The following is a 16,424-nucleotide window of genomic DNA, read 5'->3' on the forward strand; positions in this document are numbered from 1 at the left end:
GTCAGGTTGCGTCAAGCAACGTGCGCGTAGACCGGGAGGATGCAGGTCGTCGGAGTCGAACAGTTCGGAGGGCCCGAGGCCCTCGCCGTCCACGAGGTGCCGGAGCCGCACGCCGGTGCGGGGTCCGTGCGGATCCGGGTGCAGGCGTTCGCCGTGAACCCGACCGACACGGGGGTTCGTGCCGGGCAGCGGGACAGCTCGCAGGCCTCGCCGCCGTACGTGCCGGGGATGGACGCCGCCGGCGTCATCGACGAAGTCGGGCCCGACGTCACCGGCTGGCAGGTCGGTGACGAGGTCATGGCGATGGCGCTGCCGCTCAGCACTCACGGTGGCGCCTACGTGCAGGAGCTCGTCGCGCCGGTGGGGTCGTTCACGCGGATCCCTCGCGGGACGTCGATCGAGGCTGCGGCGACCTTGCCGATGAACGGGCTGACGGCGTTGCAGATCCTGTCGCACGCCTCGCTCGCGCCGGGGCAGACGCTCGCCGTGACCGGGGCCGCTGGGCTGCTCGGGAACTACGTGGTGCAGCTGGCGAAGGCTGCGGGGCTGACCGTGATCGCGGATGCTGCTCCGGCGGACGAGGCGCTGGTCCGGTCGCTCGGGCCGGACCACGTGGTGCCGCGAGGTGCTTCCTTCGCCTCCGCTGTCCGGGAGCTCGTGCCGGACGGGGCCGATGCGCTCGCCGATGCTGCCGTGCAGCGCGACGAGGTCGTGGACGCCGTTCGCGACGGGGGAGTCTTCTTCGACGTGCGGGGGTGGCAGGGCAACGGGGCTCGGGGGATCGAGTTCGTGCAGGTGATGGTGTTCTCGGAGTACCGGTCGTTCGACAAGCTCGAGCAGCTGCGGCATGCGGTGGAGAGTGGGACGTTGACGCCGCGGGTCGCCGAGGTCCTGCCGGCTGCTCGGGCTGTGGAGGCGCATGAGCGGTTGGAAGCCGGGGGGACGCGGGGGCGGTTCGTCCTGACCTGGTAGGTGCGGGTCAGGACGCTCCGGACGTCGGGCCCCGAGCGAGTCCGCCCCCTTCAACTCCGGCAGCGACCGCGAAGAGCGCGCTCACACGGGACGCACGCCGCGTCCGGCTTCGTACTCCCAACGCTTGCCGAGCGCGTCCGTGAAGGACATCGAAACGAGGGTCCACTTCTCGGCGACGGTGAACGGCCGCATACCGTGATCGCTGCGGACGAGTTCGGAGCAGCTCGAGAGGAGCGCCCAAGCCCGCGCCTTGTGGGGCCGGTCCTTCGGGTGGATCCACTCCGAGTACGACTCGCCGGGCGGGCAGACCTTCGCGCTGAACTCGACCTCTTCGGATCCGTTCATGACCGCCTTCGCCCGGACGTTGTGGATCGCGGCGTCCGAAGCGTTCCGGACGACGAGCACGTTGTTCCAATGCGTACGGTCCTCAGGGTCCTGGTTGGAGAACACGAACGACACCCATGCGCTGACGCGAGCTGCTTCGCGCTCGTCGCGATCGGCGCGAGCCGTCCGATCGGCGCGCCGCGCGAGGACGAGACTGTAGACCGAGATGGCGAGTGTGATGGCGACGCCGAACCATGCGGCGAGAGCTTCGTTGCTCATGGAGATCCCCCTTGTGATCTGGTGGTGAAGAGGAGCGTACCGAAGTATTACCGTTGAGTACCACCGATAGGCCAGTCGAGAGGTATCTTGCCCCTCGCCGCCGGTGCTGGATCAGTAGTGAGGACGGTGCCCTTCATGGCTTCTCGGACGACTCATCGAAGCGAGGTCGTGTACCGGAGCCCAGCGGACCCTGGAGTCGCCGTCGGGACGCTGCTGATCTTCGCGCCTATTGGCGTGATGGCCCTCGCCGGGGCCGCGGTGAAGGGGTTCGACAGCGCATCGCTGATCGTGCTCGCCGTGGTGCTCGTGTCCCTGATCTCGGCGATGGTGCTCGCTTCGCGCGCTGCGGCGTTCGTGCGGTGTTCGCCGCAGTTGGTGACGGTCGGCGTCGCGCCGTTCTGGAGGTCACGACTGCTCCGTTGCGACATCGTCGATGTTGCGGTCGTCCAGGTCGATGCGTACGCAGACTACGGCGGATGGGGCATCAAGGGCTCGGCTCGAAGCTCTCGTGGCCGCCTGTACTCGGTGGGTGGGACCGACACTGTGCAGATCGTTATGCGGGACGGGCGGAGGTACTTCGTCACGTTCAAGGACCCCGCGACGCCAGATCGCGTTTGCGCTGCGCTTCAGAGCAGCAGCTGAGCAAGGTCAGGCCGGCGTGAATCGTCGCTCGAGCAGTTGAGCCGTTGCTTCGACAGGAGTCGAACCGGCTGACTTGCGGAGGAGCGCCTCGAGCTTTCGCGGCCACAGCACGTTGATGCCATCCACAGTGAAGCTCCCCCCGAAGAGCGGCCAATCTGCGTCAACGAAACAGAGGGCGCCGAACACGGGTGCGCTGACCGCGGCACGGACGAGCTCCAACTGTCGCTGAACCCCTGCGACCAAGGTGGGTTTCTTCCGCCCGCCGACAGTCAAGTGCTCGACGCGTGGCCGGAACAGCCCACCTTCCACTTGCAGCGACGGACGCCTGCCTCGGTACCGCTTCGAGTCGATCACCCACACCCCAGCTGGGGTGACAACGAGGTGGTCGATGTTCGCGCGCGATCTGGGCACCCGGCGATCGTGGAGGACGCGCGTCGATTCGGACGCCAAGCGATCGAGACAGGCTCCCACGGTTTCCTCCCCAACCGCTCCGGATCTCCAGGCCGCGGTGCTCTGACGCTCGTCGCTGAGGGCGACCGCGACGTTCCCGAGACGACCCCACCGGTCTCTCAAGGCTGCTTCGTCCCTCGCCTTGCGTCGCTCGTGCTCGCGCCGCGCTGACGCTCCTGCACCCGTGGTCGGCGAGCCGCTCACTCCTTGTTCTTCTTCTTGAACAGTCCGGCGACGCGACCACCGACTGCATCGGCAGCCCCGACGACGGAACCGCCGAGGTTCTTCACCGAAGTCAGCGCCTGCGGTTCGTCAGGGACTCCGTCGCCGTCGAGGTCGACACTGCGGAACGCCTTGGAGATGCTTCCCGCCGCGTTGGCCACACCACCGCCGACAGCTCCGGCGGCGTCGCTGACCCAGGTACCGGTGGACTTCGCTGCCTCTTCCAGCGCTGCGAAGGCCCGACTTTCACTCTCGCCATCCGTGCCATCTGACTTCAGCGGCGCAGTGAGGTGATCAGGAAAGGACTCCGGTGCCTCCGGGAACGCCGTCCTCGAGGACTTGACGACGTCCCGTCCGAACACGAACCGCGCGACGCCTCCGGTGACGGCTCCGACGCCGTACTCGATCGTGGCTCGCTGCTTGCCGGTCAGGTTCTCGCGGACCGGATCGAGTTCGCCCGTCTGGATCGTTCGGATCAGGCTCTGCGCAGCACCGCCGGGGAGCGCATCGGAAAGCGTGCTCGCCCAGTGGGACCAGTCCTCTCGCCCCGACGCGATCCGTTGGCCGGTGGTGACCACGCTGTCCGATGAGATCGACGCCACGTCGCTCGCCATGGCGGCGATCTGCTGTTGTGCGACGCGTTCATTCGTGAGCCCGTACACGAGAGCTTGTGCCTGGTCCTTGTCGAGATCCATGCCGTGGATGTCCGCGACTGCGAGCCCGAAGACCGCGGTGATCTCGAACTGCAACTGCTGGTCGCCAGCAGGCAGGAGCTTCGCGACCGCACCCTGGGCGCCAGTCTTTGCGGCACTCTTCGCGAGGTTCTTCGCGGCGAGCTTCGCGGCCTCCTTACCGGTCCGCTTCGCAGCCTGGGCACCGATGCTCTTCGCGCCGGCGGCAGCGGGACCGACACCGGGGATCATCGCGATCGCGATGTCCGCAGCGATCGACCCGACTGAGATCGCTGCACCGGCAGTCGTGATCGACGTCGTGTAGTGCCGTTCGAGCAGCTGGATCACTTCTGCAGGGGTGGCCTCGGGATTGCGGCTCCGCACCCACTTCACGTACTTGCGCGCGATCGCGCGGCGACCGCTGACAGCCCGCGCGATGTCGACTGCTGCCTCGTCCGCGGGTACTTCCGCTTCGAGGGTGACTTCCGTAGTGGAGTTGTCAGTCATGGTCCTGCTTTCGCTCGCTCACGAGCCGCGGACGCAGGGGACTCATGTTGAGGTACCCCTGTGAGCCTGCCTGCTCTACCTTCCCCGAATCGTATGGGCCGGTTGCAACGCAGACAGCAGCCCAGAACGAGGGGTGCGGGTTCGCGCACGGTCGTGCGGAATACGTCGGCCGCTTACTCAGATCCGCTGCCAGCCTCGGGACACTCGGTCGTCATGCAGGTCGAGCTCGACCGCCTCGCGGGGGCTTGCGCGGGAGTTGCTGTGCGACAGACTTTGCTCGTGAGTCGACCAGAGAACCGAATGACCCGCCTCCGCGAGGCCCTGCGGTACCTCGACGATCACGACCGCGAGGGGCGGCGTCTCGAAGTCTGGCAGAACGTGCTGGCGGCAGTTCCGCTCGAGGGGGAGGAGCTCGAGCTCAACTCGAAGCGTCGACCGCACGGTGAGTCCGACTTCCTCTGGGGAACGACGGCGCTCGTCCACGCCGGCTACCTGACGAAGCAGAACCGAGGCGAGTGGCACCTGACCGACGACGGTCGTGCCGCAGCCGCCCTCGAACTCGACGACTTCACACGGATCCTCAACGAGCGCGAACGTGCCTTCCAGAGGGCGCAGCGGGAGGATGTCGCGCTGCGCCTCGCGACGGAGATCGTGCCTCCCGATTGGCGAGCAGAAGTCATCCGAACCACGAGCGCGCTCTTCGTCGACCGAGGCCTTCGTCAGCTCGATTCCGTGTTCGCACCCGGCCGCGGTGTGTGGCGTGAAGAGACTGCGGTCGAGCTCGACCGCGTGTTCCTCAGTCGACCCGACATCGCCGGTGACGACTTCCTGACGAAGATCGGCGCGCAGTTCGCAGACGCGAGCGATGACGCAAAGCTCCTCATGGCCGAGCTGATCTGCTGGCAAGTCCTGCCTTTGCAGACGCCGGGCGAGCGGAAGAAACGCGAGCGCGTTCAGTTCCTACTGGATCTCATGGAACATCCCGTCACGATTCCGAACGAGGTCGACGAGGCATTCCGGTCGTGGTCGTTCAACCCTGGCCAGGCCCTCTCGGGAAGCCATACCTTCTCGGCTCTCTCCGTCGTCGTCCGCGCAGCGTCAGCTTGGATCGGTCTCAGTGATGAGGCTCGCGCTCGAGCCCTTGAGGACCCGTGGGCCTGGCGGGACGTGGTCACCGGGATCGAAGGCACGGCTCTTCCGATCCAGCGGAACGAGCTGCTGTTCCTCGTGCACCCGGGTGTTTTCGGCGAGGTCGTTTCGGCGGACAACCGTGAGGCCATCCGTATCGCCTTCGCGGGCGAGGTCGAGGGCCAGATGGACGACGACCCCGACGCGGCGTTCCAACAGATCACGATCGCGCTGCAACAGAAGGCCAAGGGGCCCGCTCTGTACTACGCCGAGCCACTTGCGTCCCGTTGGCAGGTCACAAGCCGCCCTGAACCGTTGCCTGGTCCGGATCCCGAGCCGACCCCGGCGCGCGATGGTTTTCCGGATGCGAATGCGTCACTGGTCGATTCGCTCCACATGCCGCTTCCGTGGCTGCAGGACACACTCGACCTCATCGAGCGCCGCAAACAGGTGATCCTCTACGGCCCTCCGGGCACCGGCAAGACCTTCCTGGCTCAAGCGCTCTCGAAGCACGTGACGGACGGCACCGACGGCGAGACCACCATCGTGCAGTTCCACCCGACGTACTCGTACGAGGACTTCTTCGAGGGTTTCCGCCCCGTCGCCAACGACGACAGCGGCAACGTCGCCTTCACGCTCCGGAAGGGTCCGCTCCGGCGCCTCGCCGACGCGGCCGCCGCCAACCCGGAGGCGAACTACTTCCTGGTCATCGATGAGATCAACCGCGGCAACATCGCGAAGGTGTTCGGTGAGCTCTACTTCCTGCTCGAGTACCGGGACAGCGAGATCTCCCTGCTCTACAGCGACGAGCCGTTCACCCTTCCGAGCAACATCTTCGTCATCGGCACGATGAACACCGCCGATCGCTCGATCGCGATGCTGGACGCCGCCATGCGGCGACGATTCGCGTTCATCGAACTGCATCCGGAACGCACGCCCGTGCAGAACGTGCTGTCGCGCTGGGCGGCGACCAAGGGCCTCCAGGATGACCGTGCCGCGTTGCTGACACGACTCAACGCACAAATCCAGGACCACGATGCCAAAATCGGCCCGTCGTTCCTGATGCGCGACCTCGAAGGAACAGGTCTGCAGGACGTGTGGCGGTACGAGATCCTGCCGCTCCTGGCGGAGCACCACTACGGCGAAGGCGTCGACCTGGAGGCGCGGTACGGCCTGGTAACGCTGCGTCGTCAGGCGACGCGCGACGCTGCGGACGGGGCCGAAGGTGCTTCCGTCAACGATTGAGCTGCGGGAAGCAGACCAGCCGGTGGTGCACCGGCTGCCGCGCGCGGTGGCGGTCGGTCTTGCGTCAGCGAACATCGCGACGGTCGCACCGATGCTCGGCGCAGACGAGTACCGCGTGAGCGGTGTGCGGAAGGTCGGCGTCGTACGGATCGCCGGGCACACGGTGTGGTTGAAGCCGAAGACGCCGGTGCGGCGGCTGTTCGCGATGCTCGGGTATGCCCGTGCCGGAAGTGCGATATGGACCGAAGAGGACTTCGGCTTCGAGGAGGACGATGACCTCGTGCCGGCGTTGGCGCACGCGTTCGTGCGGCAGGCCTCGCGGGCGTTGGCTGGAGGACCGCTTCGCGGGTACGTCACGCGCGAGGACGCGCTGCCGCTCGTGCGTGGTCGGTGGCGGATCGGGGACCAGCTGACCCGGCGGGGTGGGCAGCCGCTGCCGGTCGAGGTGTCGTTCGACGATTACGTCGAGGACATCGCGGAGAACCAGGTGCTGCTGACCGCAGCGACGCGGTTGTTGCGACTGCCAGGTGTGCCGGCCGATGTGCTCGGGACGCTGCGACGGATCGTGCGGGTGCTCGATGGAGTGTCGGTGATCCCCGTCGGGGCGCCGGTGCCGGTCGTCCGGCTGGATCGACGAAACGCGCGGTACTCGTCGGCGCTGGCACTGGCGTCACTCGTACTGTCGGGGTCGTCTGTCGAACAGCGCGCCGGGTCAGTCGTCGCGTCGGGATTCCTCGTCGACATGTGGTCGGTGTTCGAGGACTTCGTCTCGGCCGCTCTGCGCGAGGCGTTCAAGCCCTATGGGGGAGTGCTCGTGTCGCAGTACCTATCGACGCTCGACGTCGAAGGCACGGTGAAGATCGCGCCGGACCTCGTGTGGCTCGTCGACGGAGAGGTACGGGCGTGCATCGATGTGAAGTACAAGGTCGAGAAGCACGGGCAGTACCCGAACGCTGATTTGTATCAGATGGCGGCGTATTGTCGTCGGTTTGGGTTGCGAGAGGGGTGGCTGGTTTTCGCAGGCGGCAATTCGCTGGACGGGTCTGTTCGAATGCTTACCGGTCCGGTCGTGAACACGACGGCCGCGCACTTGGATGGACCGTTCGATGAGCTCCTGCAACAGGTACGCGACCTCGCTCGTTATGCGGCCCCGGCGGCGCCTTTGCCGACGCGATTACCTCAGGAGCGCTGGTAGGCTGACAATCTCGCGGTGCTGCCAAGCTAATGCCAGCACCGGAGCTCGGAAAAAGGCTCCGAGCCTCCGTTCGACAGAGCCTCGAGGTCCGCCCAGCATGATCGAAGGAAAGCCCCAGCTTCTTCGGGTTTCGGATCGAAGCGCGATTCCAAATCTACTTTTTGAGATGCGTCAGCAGCGGGGCAGTCTCAACGGGGTCTGACGGCTCCGCTCTTCGCCAGTACGACCCATCGATCGTTGCCGCTAAAGGATATTGCCCGTCCGTTGAGGCAACTCGAACGCTCACGAACTCGCCGGGCCCCGGTACATCAACGCCGAGTTCCCTAGCGATTTGTTGGTGGCTGGAAAAGTCCCCCCCAAGGATGATGAATCCCTCGTTTCGCAGGCTGCTCCGCGCGCCACCGTTGTAACGGACCCGTTTCATGTAGTCATCTTGCTGCGCGACTGTTGCTACTGTATTCCGGCCAATCCGCCGGTCAGTGACCCGGCGGAAGAGAGTGTTGATTCGCTTCTGGCCGGAGGGGTGACAGAAGATGGCTTCGATTGTTTCCTGATCAAGGTCGAGCAGTACATTCGGAGGAAGCGGAGCGCCCCACTGAATCCATTGAATGGACTGGCGACCCTCGAGACTGAGCCCGGTTTTGAGGTCTCTGTTCTTGCCGGGGCGAAGAAGTTCGGGTCGTGCGCGTACGACCCCGAGTGCCCATTCAGATTGGGTATCGCTTGCCGTGCACACGAGCAACAGCTCGTTGATACATTCGGGGGGCAGCATCCAGCCGCCGATCTGGAACGAGTATTTACAGTCGATCTCGTGGTCAGCTATGCGATAGTCGAGTTTTTCTCCGTCTGAGATGACGTCGCTCAGTACTCTTCGAAGATTGATTTCGAAAAGCGTGCCGAAGTGCGTTTTTTCTGTCTTGAAAAGTTGATCCCATCGATACCGACCAGTGCGCTGACCGTCATAGAGCTGGTCGAATGTATCGCGAAGTACCTGTGCTACCCGGCTTCCGTTCGGATCTGCAATTCGTAGGGAGTCCAGCACGGCTTCGAGGGCCGTGTCGACAGCATGGTTCTCGGCCATTCGTCCGGCCGCCTACTAGCTGACCTTAGAGCGGTTGCTCGTAAGGAATGCGTGGCGCTGGTGGTCGTCCTGTCCCACGAATCCACGGAACTCTCCGAGCCGGTAGGACAGGATGCCCTTGACGGTTCTCGAGTCCAGGTGGAAATCGTTTTCAAGTACTTTGAGTTGCTGTTCTAGCTTCGATCCAGGGTTCCGTTGTCCTCCAAGCAGGTGCAGGAGGTCATCGGCGGTAACGAAGTCGGTGGTCTCGCTCAGAATGCGATAGACGGGGTCGTGAACTGTTGAAACAAGTGAGGGTACCGGATGTGCGGACCCTTCATGTCGGAGTGCTCTGGCGATAGCCAGGCCGAGGGCTTCGGCGACCGGCGGGGGGAATGCGTTTCCGATCTGACGATACTGCGACGTCTTGCGCCCACTAAATGTCCAGCCAAACGAATCCTGCCAACCCTGGAGTTTTGCTACCATTTCTACGGTCAGTCGGGGCATCTTCTCGGCGGGATGGGGGGCGTCTGGTCCTGGCGCGTCGTCCGCTACGCCCTTGCCATCGACGTAGAGATCGGCCCACGCCCGCTTCGCGCGGGTTGGACCTAGATCCGCGCCTCCGTGCTTCTTGCTGCCGCCCACAAGAGTTGGGCCAACTCCGTCAGCCATCGCGGCCCACTCGTCGGCATAGGGCCAACCATTTGCGGCCATCAAGTCCCGAAGCGCCGCGCCCACCGTCACGCGTTCAGTTGCCGGCGTCGGCCACTCGAAGTACGCGGCATCTTCCGGCGCCATCGCTACGAGGACGAAGCGTGGTCGGAGCTGCGCAACGCCGAAATCGGCGGCATGGAGCAGGCGCCAATCGGCGACGTATCCGAATTCTGCGAGTCTATCCAGGACGCGCTGCCGATAGGCCGCAAATCGCGAGGAGGCAAGACCTCGAACATTCTCAAGCAGCAAAGCGCGAGGCTTGACCACCCCGACTTGCTCGACCGCCCAAGCAAACAGGTCTCGTTCGTCGGCTGAACCGAGTTGTTTTCCCGCGATGGAGAACGGAGGGCAGGGCACGCCGCCAGCAAGCAAGTCGATGCCTTGGTACGCCGACGGATCCCAAACGGAGGGGTCCGCAACGTCTCCTTCTGCGACAGGCCAGTCTGTGTTCATCCGGAGTGTCGCTGCTGCGTTGGCGTCGAGTTCGATTGCTAGCTCGTGAGCGAAGCCCGCGCGATGAAGACCGATGGCCTGTCCGCCCGCGCCTGCACAGATCTCAACAGCACGGAGTGTGCTCAAGCTCGGGTCTCCTTTGATGGTGATGGTCGGCGAGTATCGTCCTGATCGATGATCTCAAGAGGACGGGCCGAAGATTGGGAAGCGGTGCCGTGTCGGTGACTGGCGCCGAGGGGCAGACAAGACCGTCGGCGGGCAGATCCCGGAACATGAGTGCGATCCGACGCACCGACACGGCGCCGGAGCTGCTTCTGAGATCGCGACTGCACAGGGCTGGTCTCCGCTTCCGGAAGGACTACAGGGTCGATGTTCCGAGTCGGCGCGTACGCGCTGACGTCGTGTTCACGCGGCCTAAGGTGGCGGTCTTCGTGGATGGGTGCTTCTGGCATGTCTGTCCGCTGCACGGTAGCCAGCCCAAGACCAATACGAGCTACTGGGGCGCGAAGCTTCGGCGCAATCGAGAACGGGATGATGAGGTCAACACCGCGCTCGTTGCGGCTGGATGGGTGGTCGTTCGCATCTGGGAACACGTGTCCGTGACCGAGGCGGTAGCCGAAGTGAAGCACGTCCTCGAGCATAGGGACAGACCTCCGACAGTCGGACGTCTCGTGGTCATCGGCTGACGCGATCAGGTTGCTCCTGCCGCGATCAACTGCCACATCTCCAGCTCACGTTCGACCCGGTCGGCTGTCTCGGACCAGTCGTCGTGCTCCCACGCTCTCACCACCCGCCAGCCTTCCGCCCGCAGAATTCCATCGTTGCGAGCATCGCGCTGACGGTTCGCCAGCAACTTTCGGTGCCAGAGGTCGGCGTTCGCCTTCGGCAACTGGGCGTGCACCTCGCAGAAGTGCCAGAAGCACCCGTCGACGAAGACAGCGATCCGCGCACGTGGAAATACGAGGTCGGGTCGAACGCGGCACCGACTGCTCACTGGCCGGTCGACGAAGAACCGTCGCCCTCGGCGGTGCAGCTCACGACGCAGGGCGAGTTCGGGCGCTGTGTCTCGCCGACCGAAGCGAGCCATGTGCCGCCGACGAGCATCGTCTGCTTCCCAGTTCTCCACGGTCCGATCCTCGCCAAGTATTCGATGAGTTGAGGATCCGAGCGCTCATCTGTGCACCGACCGACGGCGGACGGCGATGTGGGGGGAGGGGCTGATCAGCGCGAGGTAGCCGCGGTCGCTCCGACCGACGTGGCCGACACGTCGAGCGGGGCATCCGGAGCGACAGGGTCCCCGGCCGAAGCTGACGACTGCGCCTCGAGGTCAGCCCGCACAGACGCGGACACCCCGAACAGCAGCGTCGCCACGAACCCCACGACGTACGCCACGATCAGCCCCGACCCGTATCCGAGCAATGCCCAGCCGTAGCCGGACGAGCCGTTCAGCAGCGGGAGGAGCGACAGGTCGGAGGCCCCGATGGCGATCGCCCCGACGGAGTGCTCGAGCTGGTCGAACAACCCGACGACACCGCCGCCGAACGCACCACCGATGCACGCGGTGATGAACGGCCGCCCGAGGGGGAGCGTCACGCCGTAGATCAGGGGCTCACCGACACCGAGGAACCCGGCCGGAAGCGCGCCTCGGATGGTCCGCACCAGCGAGGCGTTCGACCGGAACCGCACCCACAGCGCGATGCACGCACCGATCTGCCCGGCACCACCCATCGCCAGCACGGGGAGCAGCACGGTCCACCCGGTCTGGTCGATCAGGGTGGTGTGGATCGGGATGAGCCCCTGGTGCATGCCGGTCATGACGAGCGGCAGGAACAGGCCCCCGAGCACGAAGCCGGCGAAGGCTCCACCGTTCGCGAGCAGCCAGGTCGCAGCAGTACCGATCGCGACGGAGACGACACCGGCGACGGACATCAGCACTCCGAGGGTGATTGAGCCGGCGACGAGCACGGTCACGGTCGGCACGACGATGAGCGCGATGACGTCCGGCGTGACCCGGCGCATGAAGCGTTCGACGGAGGCGGCGAGGATGCCACCGGCCAGCGCACCGAGCACACCGCCCTGCCCGGGAGCCAGGGTCTCGCCGAACACGGTGACGTTCGCGACACCCGCCGCGACGATGATGCCGCCGACCGCACCACCCAGGATCGGCGTACCGCCGAACTCCTTCGCGGCGTTCATCCCGACGAACACGGCGAGCAGCGACAGGAACCCGGACGAGAGCACACCGAGGAACGGCGTCACGCCGGGCACCCAGCCGAGGTTCGTCAGGATGCCGTTGATCCCGGCGATCAGCCCGCAGGCGATCAGTGCGGGGATGAGCGGGATGAAGATCGCGGAGATCTTCCGGATCGCGCGCATCGTGCGCCCGTCGGAACGGGACCGCGCGGTCGCCTTGATGGACGCACCGCGAGCAGCGAGCTCCTCAGGCGACGCACCAGGCCCACCAGCCGCAGCCGACGGGGCGGCCGCGCGCAGGGCCTCCAGGCCGTCGGCCACGCGATCGACGAGACCCGGGCCGAGCACGATCTGCAGGTTCGAGCCGGCCGCGATGGCGGCCATGACGCCGTCGGTGGCCTTGAGGTCTTCGAGCGCGACGGAGGAGTCGGACACGACCTCGACCCGCAGGCGGGTCATGCAGTTCTCGACGTCGGCGATGTTCGCGGAACCGCCGACGGCGTCGAGGATCTGCTGGGCGAGTTGCTTGGCATCGGGCATGGGGTGCTCCTCGGGGGAAAGGAAACGAAAAGGGAAACGGGGTCTACAGCACGGCGCGCAACGAGCCAGCAGCAGCATCGAGGCGAGCACGCACGTCGGCAGCGGAGGCGCCGGTCAGGATCACGGCGATGGCGGTCTTGACCTCGCCGTCCGAGGCATCGAGTGCCGCCTGGACCTCGGCGGAAGCAGCGCCAGTGACGTCCTGCACGAGCGAGAACGCCCGCGCGACGAGCTTCGCGTTCGTGGCCCGCACGTCGACCATGCGGTTGCCGTACGTCTTGTGGCTGCGCACCATCGCGAGCGTGGTGAGCATGTTGAGGACGAGCTTCTGCGCGGTGCCCGCCTTCAGGCGGGTCGAGCCGGCGATGAACTCCGGGCCGACGACGACGTCGATGGCGATGTCCGCCTCCCGCCCCGCGGCCGAGTCGGGGTTGCACGCGACGGAGACCGACAGGGCGGAGCGGCGCCGGGCCTCCAGGACGGCTGCGATGACGTAGGGCGTCCTGCCGGACGCGCTGATCCCGACGACCACGTCGTCGGCCGTCAGGCCGAGCGCGTCGAGGTCGCGGACGGCGGCTGCTTCGTCGTCCTCCGCGCCCTCCACCGCGGTGGTCAGGGCGGGGCCGCCGCCGGCGATCACGCCGACCACCTGGGTCGGGTCGGTACCGAAGGTGGGTGGGCACTCGCTGGCGTCGAGGACGCCGAGCCGGCCCGGCGTGCCGGCGCCGACGTAGACGAGTCGGCCGCCGCGCGCGAACACTGCGGCGATAGAGTCTGCCGCCAGGGCGATGGCCGGGAGGCACGGCTCCAGTGCCGCAGGCACGCTGCGGTCTCCGGCGTTCATGCGCTGGGCAGCTTCCAGCGTGGAGATCGTGTCGATGTCGTCCAGCGAGTGGTCGGTCGCCTCGGTGGTGAGGGCCGCGAGTTCGTCGCGGAGGGCGTCGTGGGTTTCGTGCGTCTGGTTCATGGTGGTGCTCAGTTCCGGTGGTGGGTGCGGACGGCGTCGCGGCTGCGGGCGAGGAGCGGCTGGGAGCGCTCGTCGGTGCGCTGCGCGACGACGATGAACAGGGTGTCGACGATGGCGAGCTGGCTCATCCGGCTGCCCATCGCGGCGGGGCGCAGGGCGCTCTCGGCACCGGCGACACCGAGCAGGACGTGGTCGGCGGTGGTGGCGAGCGGGGCGGAGGCGTGGCCGGTGATCGCGATGATCGTGGCGTGCTGGGCTCGGGCGGCGTGGGCGACCTCGAGGGTCTCGACGGTGGATCCCGAGTGGCTGACGAGCACCAGGACGTCGTGCTCGCCGATGACGCTCGCCAGGGTCAGCGCGTTGTGCGGGTCGTCAGCGATCGAGCTGATGATGCCGATGCGTTCGAGCTTGAGGTGCAGGTCTCGGGCGACGATGCCGCTCGCGCCGACGCCGTACAGGACGACGCGGCGGGCGTCGCTCACGGCGGCTGCCGCTGCTTCGAGCGCGTGCGGGTCGAGTGCGGCTCGGGTGTCGGCCATCACCGCTCGGACGTCCTCGGTGACCTTCGCGATGACGGTGGCGACGTCGTCGTCGACCGCGACCCCGGCGTGGATCTCGGTGGACTCACGCTCGTGGATCCTGCGTTCGACGGCCCGGGTCATGCTGCGCTGCAGGGTGGCGAAGTTCGCGAAGCCGAGGTGCTGGGCGAAGCGGGAGACGGTGGCGGGGGAGACCCCGGCTCGGCCGGCCAGGTCGGTGGCGTTGGTGGTGGCCGCGGCTGCCGGGTCGTCGAGGACGGCGTCGGCGATGGCGCGCATGCTCGACGGCATGCTCGCCGACTGGGTGCGGACGAGGGCGAAGGCGTCGGCGCGCTCGGACCGCTCGGTGATCGTCATCCCGCTATGAAAGCCTCTTTCGCGGGCGAGCGCCAGTGCTGAAAGTGAATTGCGTGTTACGTGGTCAGCGCTGGCGAGTGGGTGGCTCGGTGGCTGCTGCCTGCACGTAACGTCGGGCAGCCCGGGTCTGGCGGAGGAGGAGCGGCGTGAAGACGACGGCCGCCAGGAGGAGTGCGCCGCAGAGGACCCGACTGAACCCTGTGGTGAAGGGGTCGTCGTCGAAGAGGTTCGGGAGCTGTGGCCCGGCGATGCCGAGGTAGAGCAGCAGGAACTGGCCGAGCGCGATCGGTTGGGAGACGGCGCGGAGACGGGCGAGGTCGAACGCCCGCCGAGCGAGGTCGGAGTCGGCCGGTTCGATCGGGGCCCGCTTGGCGATCGCCTGCGAGACGGTCTTGCGGCCGAAGCGCGAGAGTCCTGCGAGAGGCGCCTGCAGCTGAGGAGTCATGCGGAGGATGGTGGCGATCAGCGAGAACGCCCCCGCGAGCCCGCCGACAGCCGCGGTGCACCCGACGACCACGAGCAGCCGCCCTGGTCCTGCGCCCACGCGCTCGAGCACGACGCCGAAGATCGCGCCGACCACGGCTCCGCCGAGTGCGATCCAGACCGTGCGGCGCCAGGCTCGGCCGGCAATCGCTTCGGGCGTCTCTGATCCCTCCGTCACGGTCGTCATACGACGGAGACCGGAGTGTCGGTGCGGCGTTCGTTGTCGGCCGTGGCGGCTTCCGTGTAGCGCCGAGCACGGCGGCCCCGGACGACCAGCAACGGTACGAGGAACACCACTTCGACGACGAAGAGCGCCAGGAAGATCCGGCTGATGATCGCGCCGCCATCGCCGGTGACGACCCGGGCGAACTGGGGCGCGGCGGCTCCTGCGAACAGCACGAGGTTCTGGACGAGGATCAGCCCGTTGAACATGGCGGTCCCGCGGGCGAGGGTGAGCGCGCGGTGCTGCAGTTCCGGGCTCGCGTCCTCCGCGAGTGGAACGCCCGAGCGGATGGCTCTCTTGATGATCTTGCGACGGTCTCTCGTCAGGTCCTCGGTCGCCTGCGTGATGATCGACGACGCGCGTGCACTGGCGGGGAGCAATGAGAGCATCCCGGCCAGGCCGACCAGCACGGCGACACACGTGAAGGTCGCCAGGGCGACGGTCCAGCCGTCCTCGTCCCGCGACGTTGCCCAACCCGCCACCGCTCCGGCGACCGCGGCGATCGACACGACCAGGGCGGTACGACGCCAGGCACGCCGGATGATTCGTTCGTCTTCCCCCACCCGCTCACCCTACGTGGCGGGGCGCAGCCGTTCTGGAGCCGAGCACCCGTCGGACGCTGGCGGTGCGGCGGAAGTGGGGCGGGCCTCCAGGCCGGACGCCGTCAGGCGACGCCGCGCCGCGGGCGGAAGACTCCTGCGCGCACCAACCACACGTAGAGCAGGCAGCCGATGCAGACGTCGAACACCGCGTTGAGGAACGCGGCGACCAGTGCGACCGCGGCACCGATCGGGGCGGCGTACGGCACGCCGAGCAGTGCGAGGAGCAGGGCGACCGCGGTCACGAACAGGCCGACCTGCTGGGCGAAGGTCGGGGGTTCCGGAGCCTCGAGTTCGGCGGGCGGGGCGAGGCGCGGGCGGACGACCCGTCGGAAGAGTGCACCGTAGGGGTGTCGGCGGATGCCGGCGATGCCTCCGACGGCGAAGAGCACGACGATGACCGCGAGCAGCACGATGCCGGCGGCCCACGTCTCGGGGATCAGCGTGAGGACGATCGTCGCGGCGAGGAGCACCGTGGTGATGGCGGCGCCGAAGCGTGGGGCGCGCGGGTCGATGCCGCGTGTGGTGTCGGTCGTGGTGGTCATCGGGACTCCTGGGTGCCGGTGGTTCCTGAGGTGCCTGAGGTGTCTGTGCTGCCTGCGGTCAGGACGGTGTCGAGGGCTGCGGCGAGCTCGGGTGGGCCTGTCTCTTATACACATCT

General features: G+C 66.9%; 17 protein-coding genes. 5 read left to right on the forward strand and 12 right to left on the reverse strand.

Annotated elements, in window-relative coordinates; translation table 11 throughout:
- The first annotated feature begins 39 nt into the window (after nucleotides 1-39).
- Nucleotides 40-972 carry an NADP-dependent oxidoreductase gene (locus tag DEJ30_RS16840; protein WP_110862811.1) on the forward strand — a complete coding sequence of 311 codons (933 nt, stop codon included), beginning with the start codon at nucleotides 40-42 and terminating at the stop codon, nucleotides 970-972.
- An 81-nt stretch (nucleotides 973-1,053) separates the two neighbouring features.
- On the opposite strand, the gene DEJ30_RS16845 is transcribed toward DEJ30_RS16840, so the two are convergent.
- Nucleotides 1,054-1,575 (reverse strand): hypothetical protein, encoded by a 522-nt coding sequence (locus DEJ30_RS16845; protein WP_110862812.1) that lies wholly within the window; start codon nucleotides 1,573-1,575, stop codon nucleotides 1,054-1,056.
- 135 nt (nucleotides 1,576-1,710) lie between these two features.
- Here DEJ30_RS16845 and DEJ30_RS16850 point away from each other — a divergent pair, with 135 nt between their 5' ends.
- Complete coding sequence (locus DEJ30_RS16850) at nucleotides 1,711-2,217, forward strand: hypothetical protein (RefSeq protein WP_146238632.1); 507 nt, start codon at nucleotides 1,711-1,713, stop codon at nucleotides 2,215-2,217.
- 6 nt (nucleotides 2,218-2,223) lie between these two features.
- Here the strand turns inward: DEJ30_RS16850 and DEJ30_RS16855 are convergent, their stop codons facing one another.
- Nucleotides 2,224-2,871, reverse strand: coding sequence for a nuclease-related domain-containing protein (locus DEJ30_RS16855; protein WP_110862814.1), 648 nt, complete (start codon nucleotides 2,869-2,871; stop codon nucleotides 2,224-2,226).
- A complete protein-coding gene (locus tag DEJ30_RS16860; protein ID WP_110862815.1) occupies nucleotides 2,868-4,067 on the reverse strand; it encodes a hypothetical protein in 1,200 nt (399 codons plus the stop codon). The genes DEJ30_RS16855 and DEJ30_RS16860 overlap by 4 nt, the downstream gene beginning before the upstream one ends.
- 300 nt (nucleotides 4,068-4,367) lie before the next feature.
- Between DEJ30_RS16860 and DEJ30_RS16865 the strand changes: the two genes are divergently transcribed.
- Together DEJ30_RS16865 and DEJ30_RS16870 are read left to right on the forward strand one after the other, a co-directional pair.
- Complete coding sequence (locus tag DEJ30_RS16865; RefSeq protein ID WP_220032978.1) at nucleotides 4,368-6,440, forward strand: McrB family protein; 2,073 nt, start codon at nucleotides 4,368-4,370, stop codon at nucleotides 6,438-6,440.
- A gap of 22 nt (nucleotides 6,441-6,462) precedes the next feature.
- Nucleotides 6,463-7,635 carry an McrC family protein gene (locus DEJ30_RS16870; RefSeq protein ID WP_110862817.1) on the forward strand — a complete coding sequence of 391 codons (1,173 nt, stop codon included), beginning with the start codon at nucleotides 6,463-6,465 and terminating at the stop codon, nucleotides 7,633-7,635.
- A 154-nt stretch (nucleotides 7,636-7,789) separates the two neighbouring features.
- On the opposite strand, the gene DEJ30_RS16875 is transcribed toward DEJ30_RS16870, so the two are convergent.
- Nucleotides 7,790-8,716 carry a NaeI family type II restriction endonuclease gene (locus DEJ30_RS16875; RefSeq protein ID WP_110862818.1) on the reverse strand — a complete coding sequence of 309 codons (927 nt, stop codon included), beginning with the start codon at nucleotides 8,714-8,716 and terminating at the stop codon, nucleotides 7,790-7,792.
- 15 nt (nucleotides 8,717-8,731) lie between these two features.
- Nucleotides 8,732-9,988, reverse strand: coding sequence for a DNA cytosine methyltransferase (locus DEJ30_RS16880; protein ID WP_110862819.1), 1,257 nt, complete (start codon nucleotides 9,986-9,988; stop codon nucleotides 8,732-8,734).
- A gap of 95 nt (nucleotides 9,989-10,083) precedes the next feature.
- On the opposite strand from DEJ30_RS16880, the gene DEJ30_RS16885 reads away from it, so the two are divergent.
- Nucleotides 10,084-10,548 (forward strand): very short patch repair endonuclease, encoded by a 465-nt coding sequence (locus tag DEJ30_RS16885; RefSeq protein ID WP_258370032.1) that lies wholly within the window; start codon nucleotides 10,084-10,086, stop codon nucleotides 10,546-10,548.
- Between the two features lie 5 nt (nucleotides 10,549-10,553).
- On the opposite strand, the gene vsr is transcribed toward DEJ30_RS16885, so the two are convergent.
- The 7 genes from vsr to DEJ30_RS16920 form a co-directional block, all read right to left on the reverse strand.
- Nucleotides 10,554-10,949, reverse strand: coding sequence for a DNA mismatch endonuclease Vsr (gene vsr / locus DEJ30_RS16890; protein ID WP_110862821.1), 396 nt, complete (start codon nucleotides 10,947-10,949; stop codon nucleotides 10,554-10,556).
- A 134-nt stretch (nucleotides 10,950-11,083) separates the two neighbouring features.
- A complete protein-coding gene (locus DEJ30_RS16895) occupies nucleotides 11,084-12,595 on the reverse strand; it encodes a PTS transporter subunit EIIC (protein WP_110862822.1) in 1,512 nt (503 codons plus the stop codon).
- 43 nt (nucleotides 12,596-12,638) lie between these two features.
- Entirely contained in the window at nucleotides 12,639-13,562 is a 924-nt protein-coding gene (gene murQ / locus DEJ30_RS16900) for an N-acetylmuramic acid 6-phosphate etherase (protein ID WP_110862823.1), read from the reverse strand.
- 8 nt (nucleotides 13,563-13,570) lie between these two features.
- On the reverse strand, nucleotides 13,571-14,458 hold the full coding sequence (locus tag DEJ30_RS16905) for a MurR/RpiR family transcriptional regulator (protein ID WP_110862824.1): 888 nt from the start codon (nucleotides 14,456-14,458) through the stop codon (nucleotides 13,571-13,573).
- 64 nt (nucleotides 14,459-14,522) lie between these two features.
- Entirely contained in the window at nucleotides 14,523-15,128 is a 606-nt protein-coding gene (locus DEJ30_RS16910) for a hypothetical protein (protein WP_110862825.1), read from the reverse strand.
- Nucleotides 15,125-15,727 carry a hypothetical protein gene (locus DEJ30_RS16915; RefSeq protein ID WP_110862826.1) on the reverse strand — a complete coding sequence of 201 codons (603 nt, stop codon included), beginning with the start codon at nucleotides 15,725-15,727 and terminating at the stop codon, nucleotides 15,125-15,127. Before DEJ30_RS16915 ends, DEJ30_RS16910 begins: the two co-directional genes overlap by 4 nt.
- A gap of 101 nt (nucleotides 15,728-15,828) precedes the next feature.
- Entirely contained in the window at nucleotides 15,829-16,308 is a 480-nt protein-coding gene (locus DEJ30_RS16920; protein WP_110862827.1) for a DUF4395 domain-containing protein, read from the reverse strand.
- Nucleotides 16,309-16,424 lie beyond the last annotated feature (116 nt).

It is taken from the genome of Curtobacterium sp. MCPF17_003 (assembly GCF_003224385.1).
In the GTDB taxonomy this organism is placed as follows: Bacteria; Actinomycetota; Actinomycetes; order Actinomycetales; family Microbacteriaceae; genus Curtobacterium; species Curtobacterium flaccumfaciens.

Bases quoted from the DNA above. Each gene is read 5' to 3' on its own strand.
- DEJ30_RS16875 (WP_110862818.1), bottom strand. From the start codon at position 8,716: ATGGCCGAGAACCATGCTGTCGACACGGCCCTCGAAGCCGTGCTGGAC.
- DEJ30_RS16850 (WP_146238632.1), top strand. From the start codon at position 1,711: ATGGCTTCTCGGACGACTCATCGAAGCGAGGTCGTGTACCGGAGCCCA.
- vsr (WP_110862821.1), bottom strand. From the start codon at position 10,949: ATGGCTCGCTTCGGTCGGCGAGACACAGCGCCCGAACTCGCCCTGCGT.
- DEJ30_RS16910 (WP_110862825.1), bottom strand. From the start codon at position 15,128: ATGACGACCGTGACGGAGGGATCAGAGACGCCCGAAGCGATTGCCGGC.
- DEJ30_RS16860 (WP_110862815.1), bottom strand. From the start codon at position 4,067: ATGACTGACAACTCCACTACGGAAGTCACCCTCGAAGCGGAAGTACCC.
- murQ (WP_110862823.1), bottom strand. From the start codon at position 13,562: ATGAACCAGACGCACGAAACCCACGACGCCCTCCGCGACGAACTCGCG.
- DEJ30_RS16920 (WP_110862827.1), bottom strand. From the start codon at position 16,308: ATGACCACCACGACCGACACCACACGCGGCATCGACCCGCGCGCCCCA.
- DEJ30_RS16865 (WP_220032978.1), top strand. From the start codon at position 4,368: ATGACCCGCCTCCGCGAGGCCCTGCGGTACCTCGACGATCACGACCGC.
- DEJ30_RS16895 (WP_110862822.1), bottom strand. From the start codon at position 12,595: ATGCCCGATGCCAAGCAACTCGCCCAGCAGATCCTCGACGCCGTCGGC.
- DEJ30_RS16905 (WP_110862824.1), bottom strand. From the start codon at position 14,458: ATGACGATCACCGAGCGGTCCGAGCGCGCCGACGCCTTCGCCCTCGTC.
- DEJ30_RS16845 (WP_110862812.1), bottom strand. From the start codon at position 1,575: ATGAGCAACGAAGCTCTCGCCGCATGGTTCGGCGTCGCCATCACACTC.
- DEJ30_RS16840 (WP_110862811.1), top strand. From the start codon at position 40: ATGCAGGTCGTCGGAGTCGAACAGTTCGGAGGGCCCGAGGCCCTCGCC.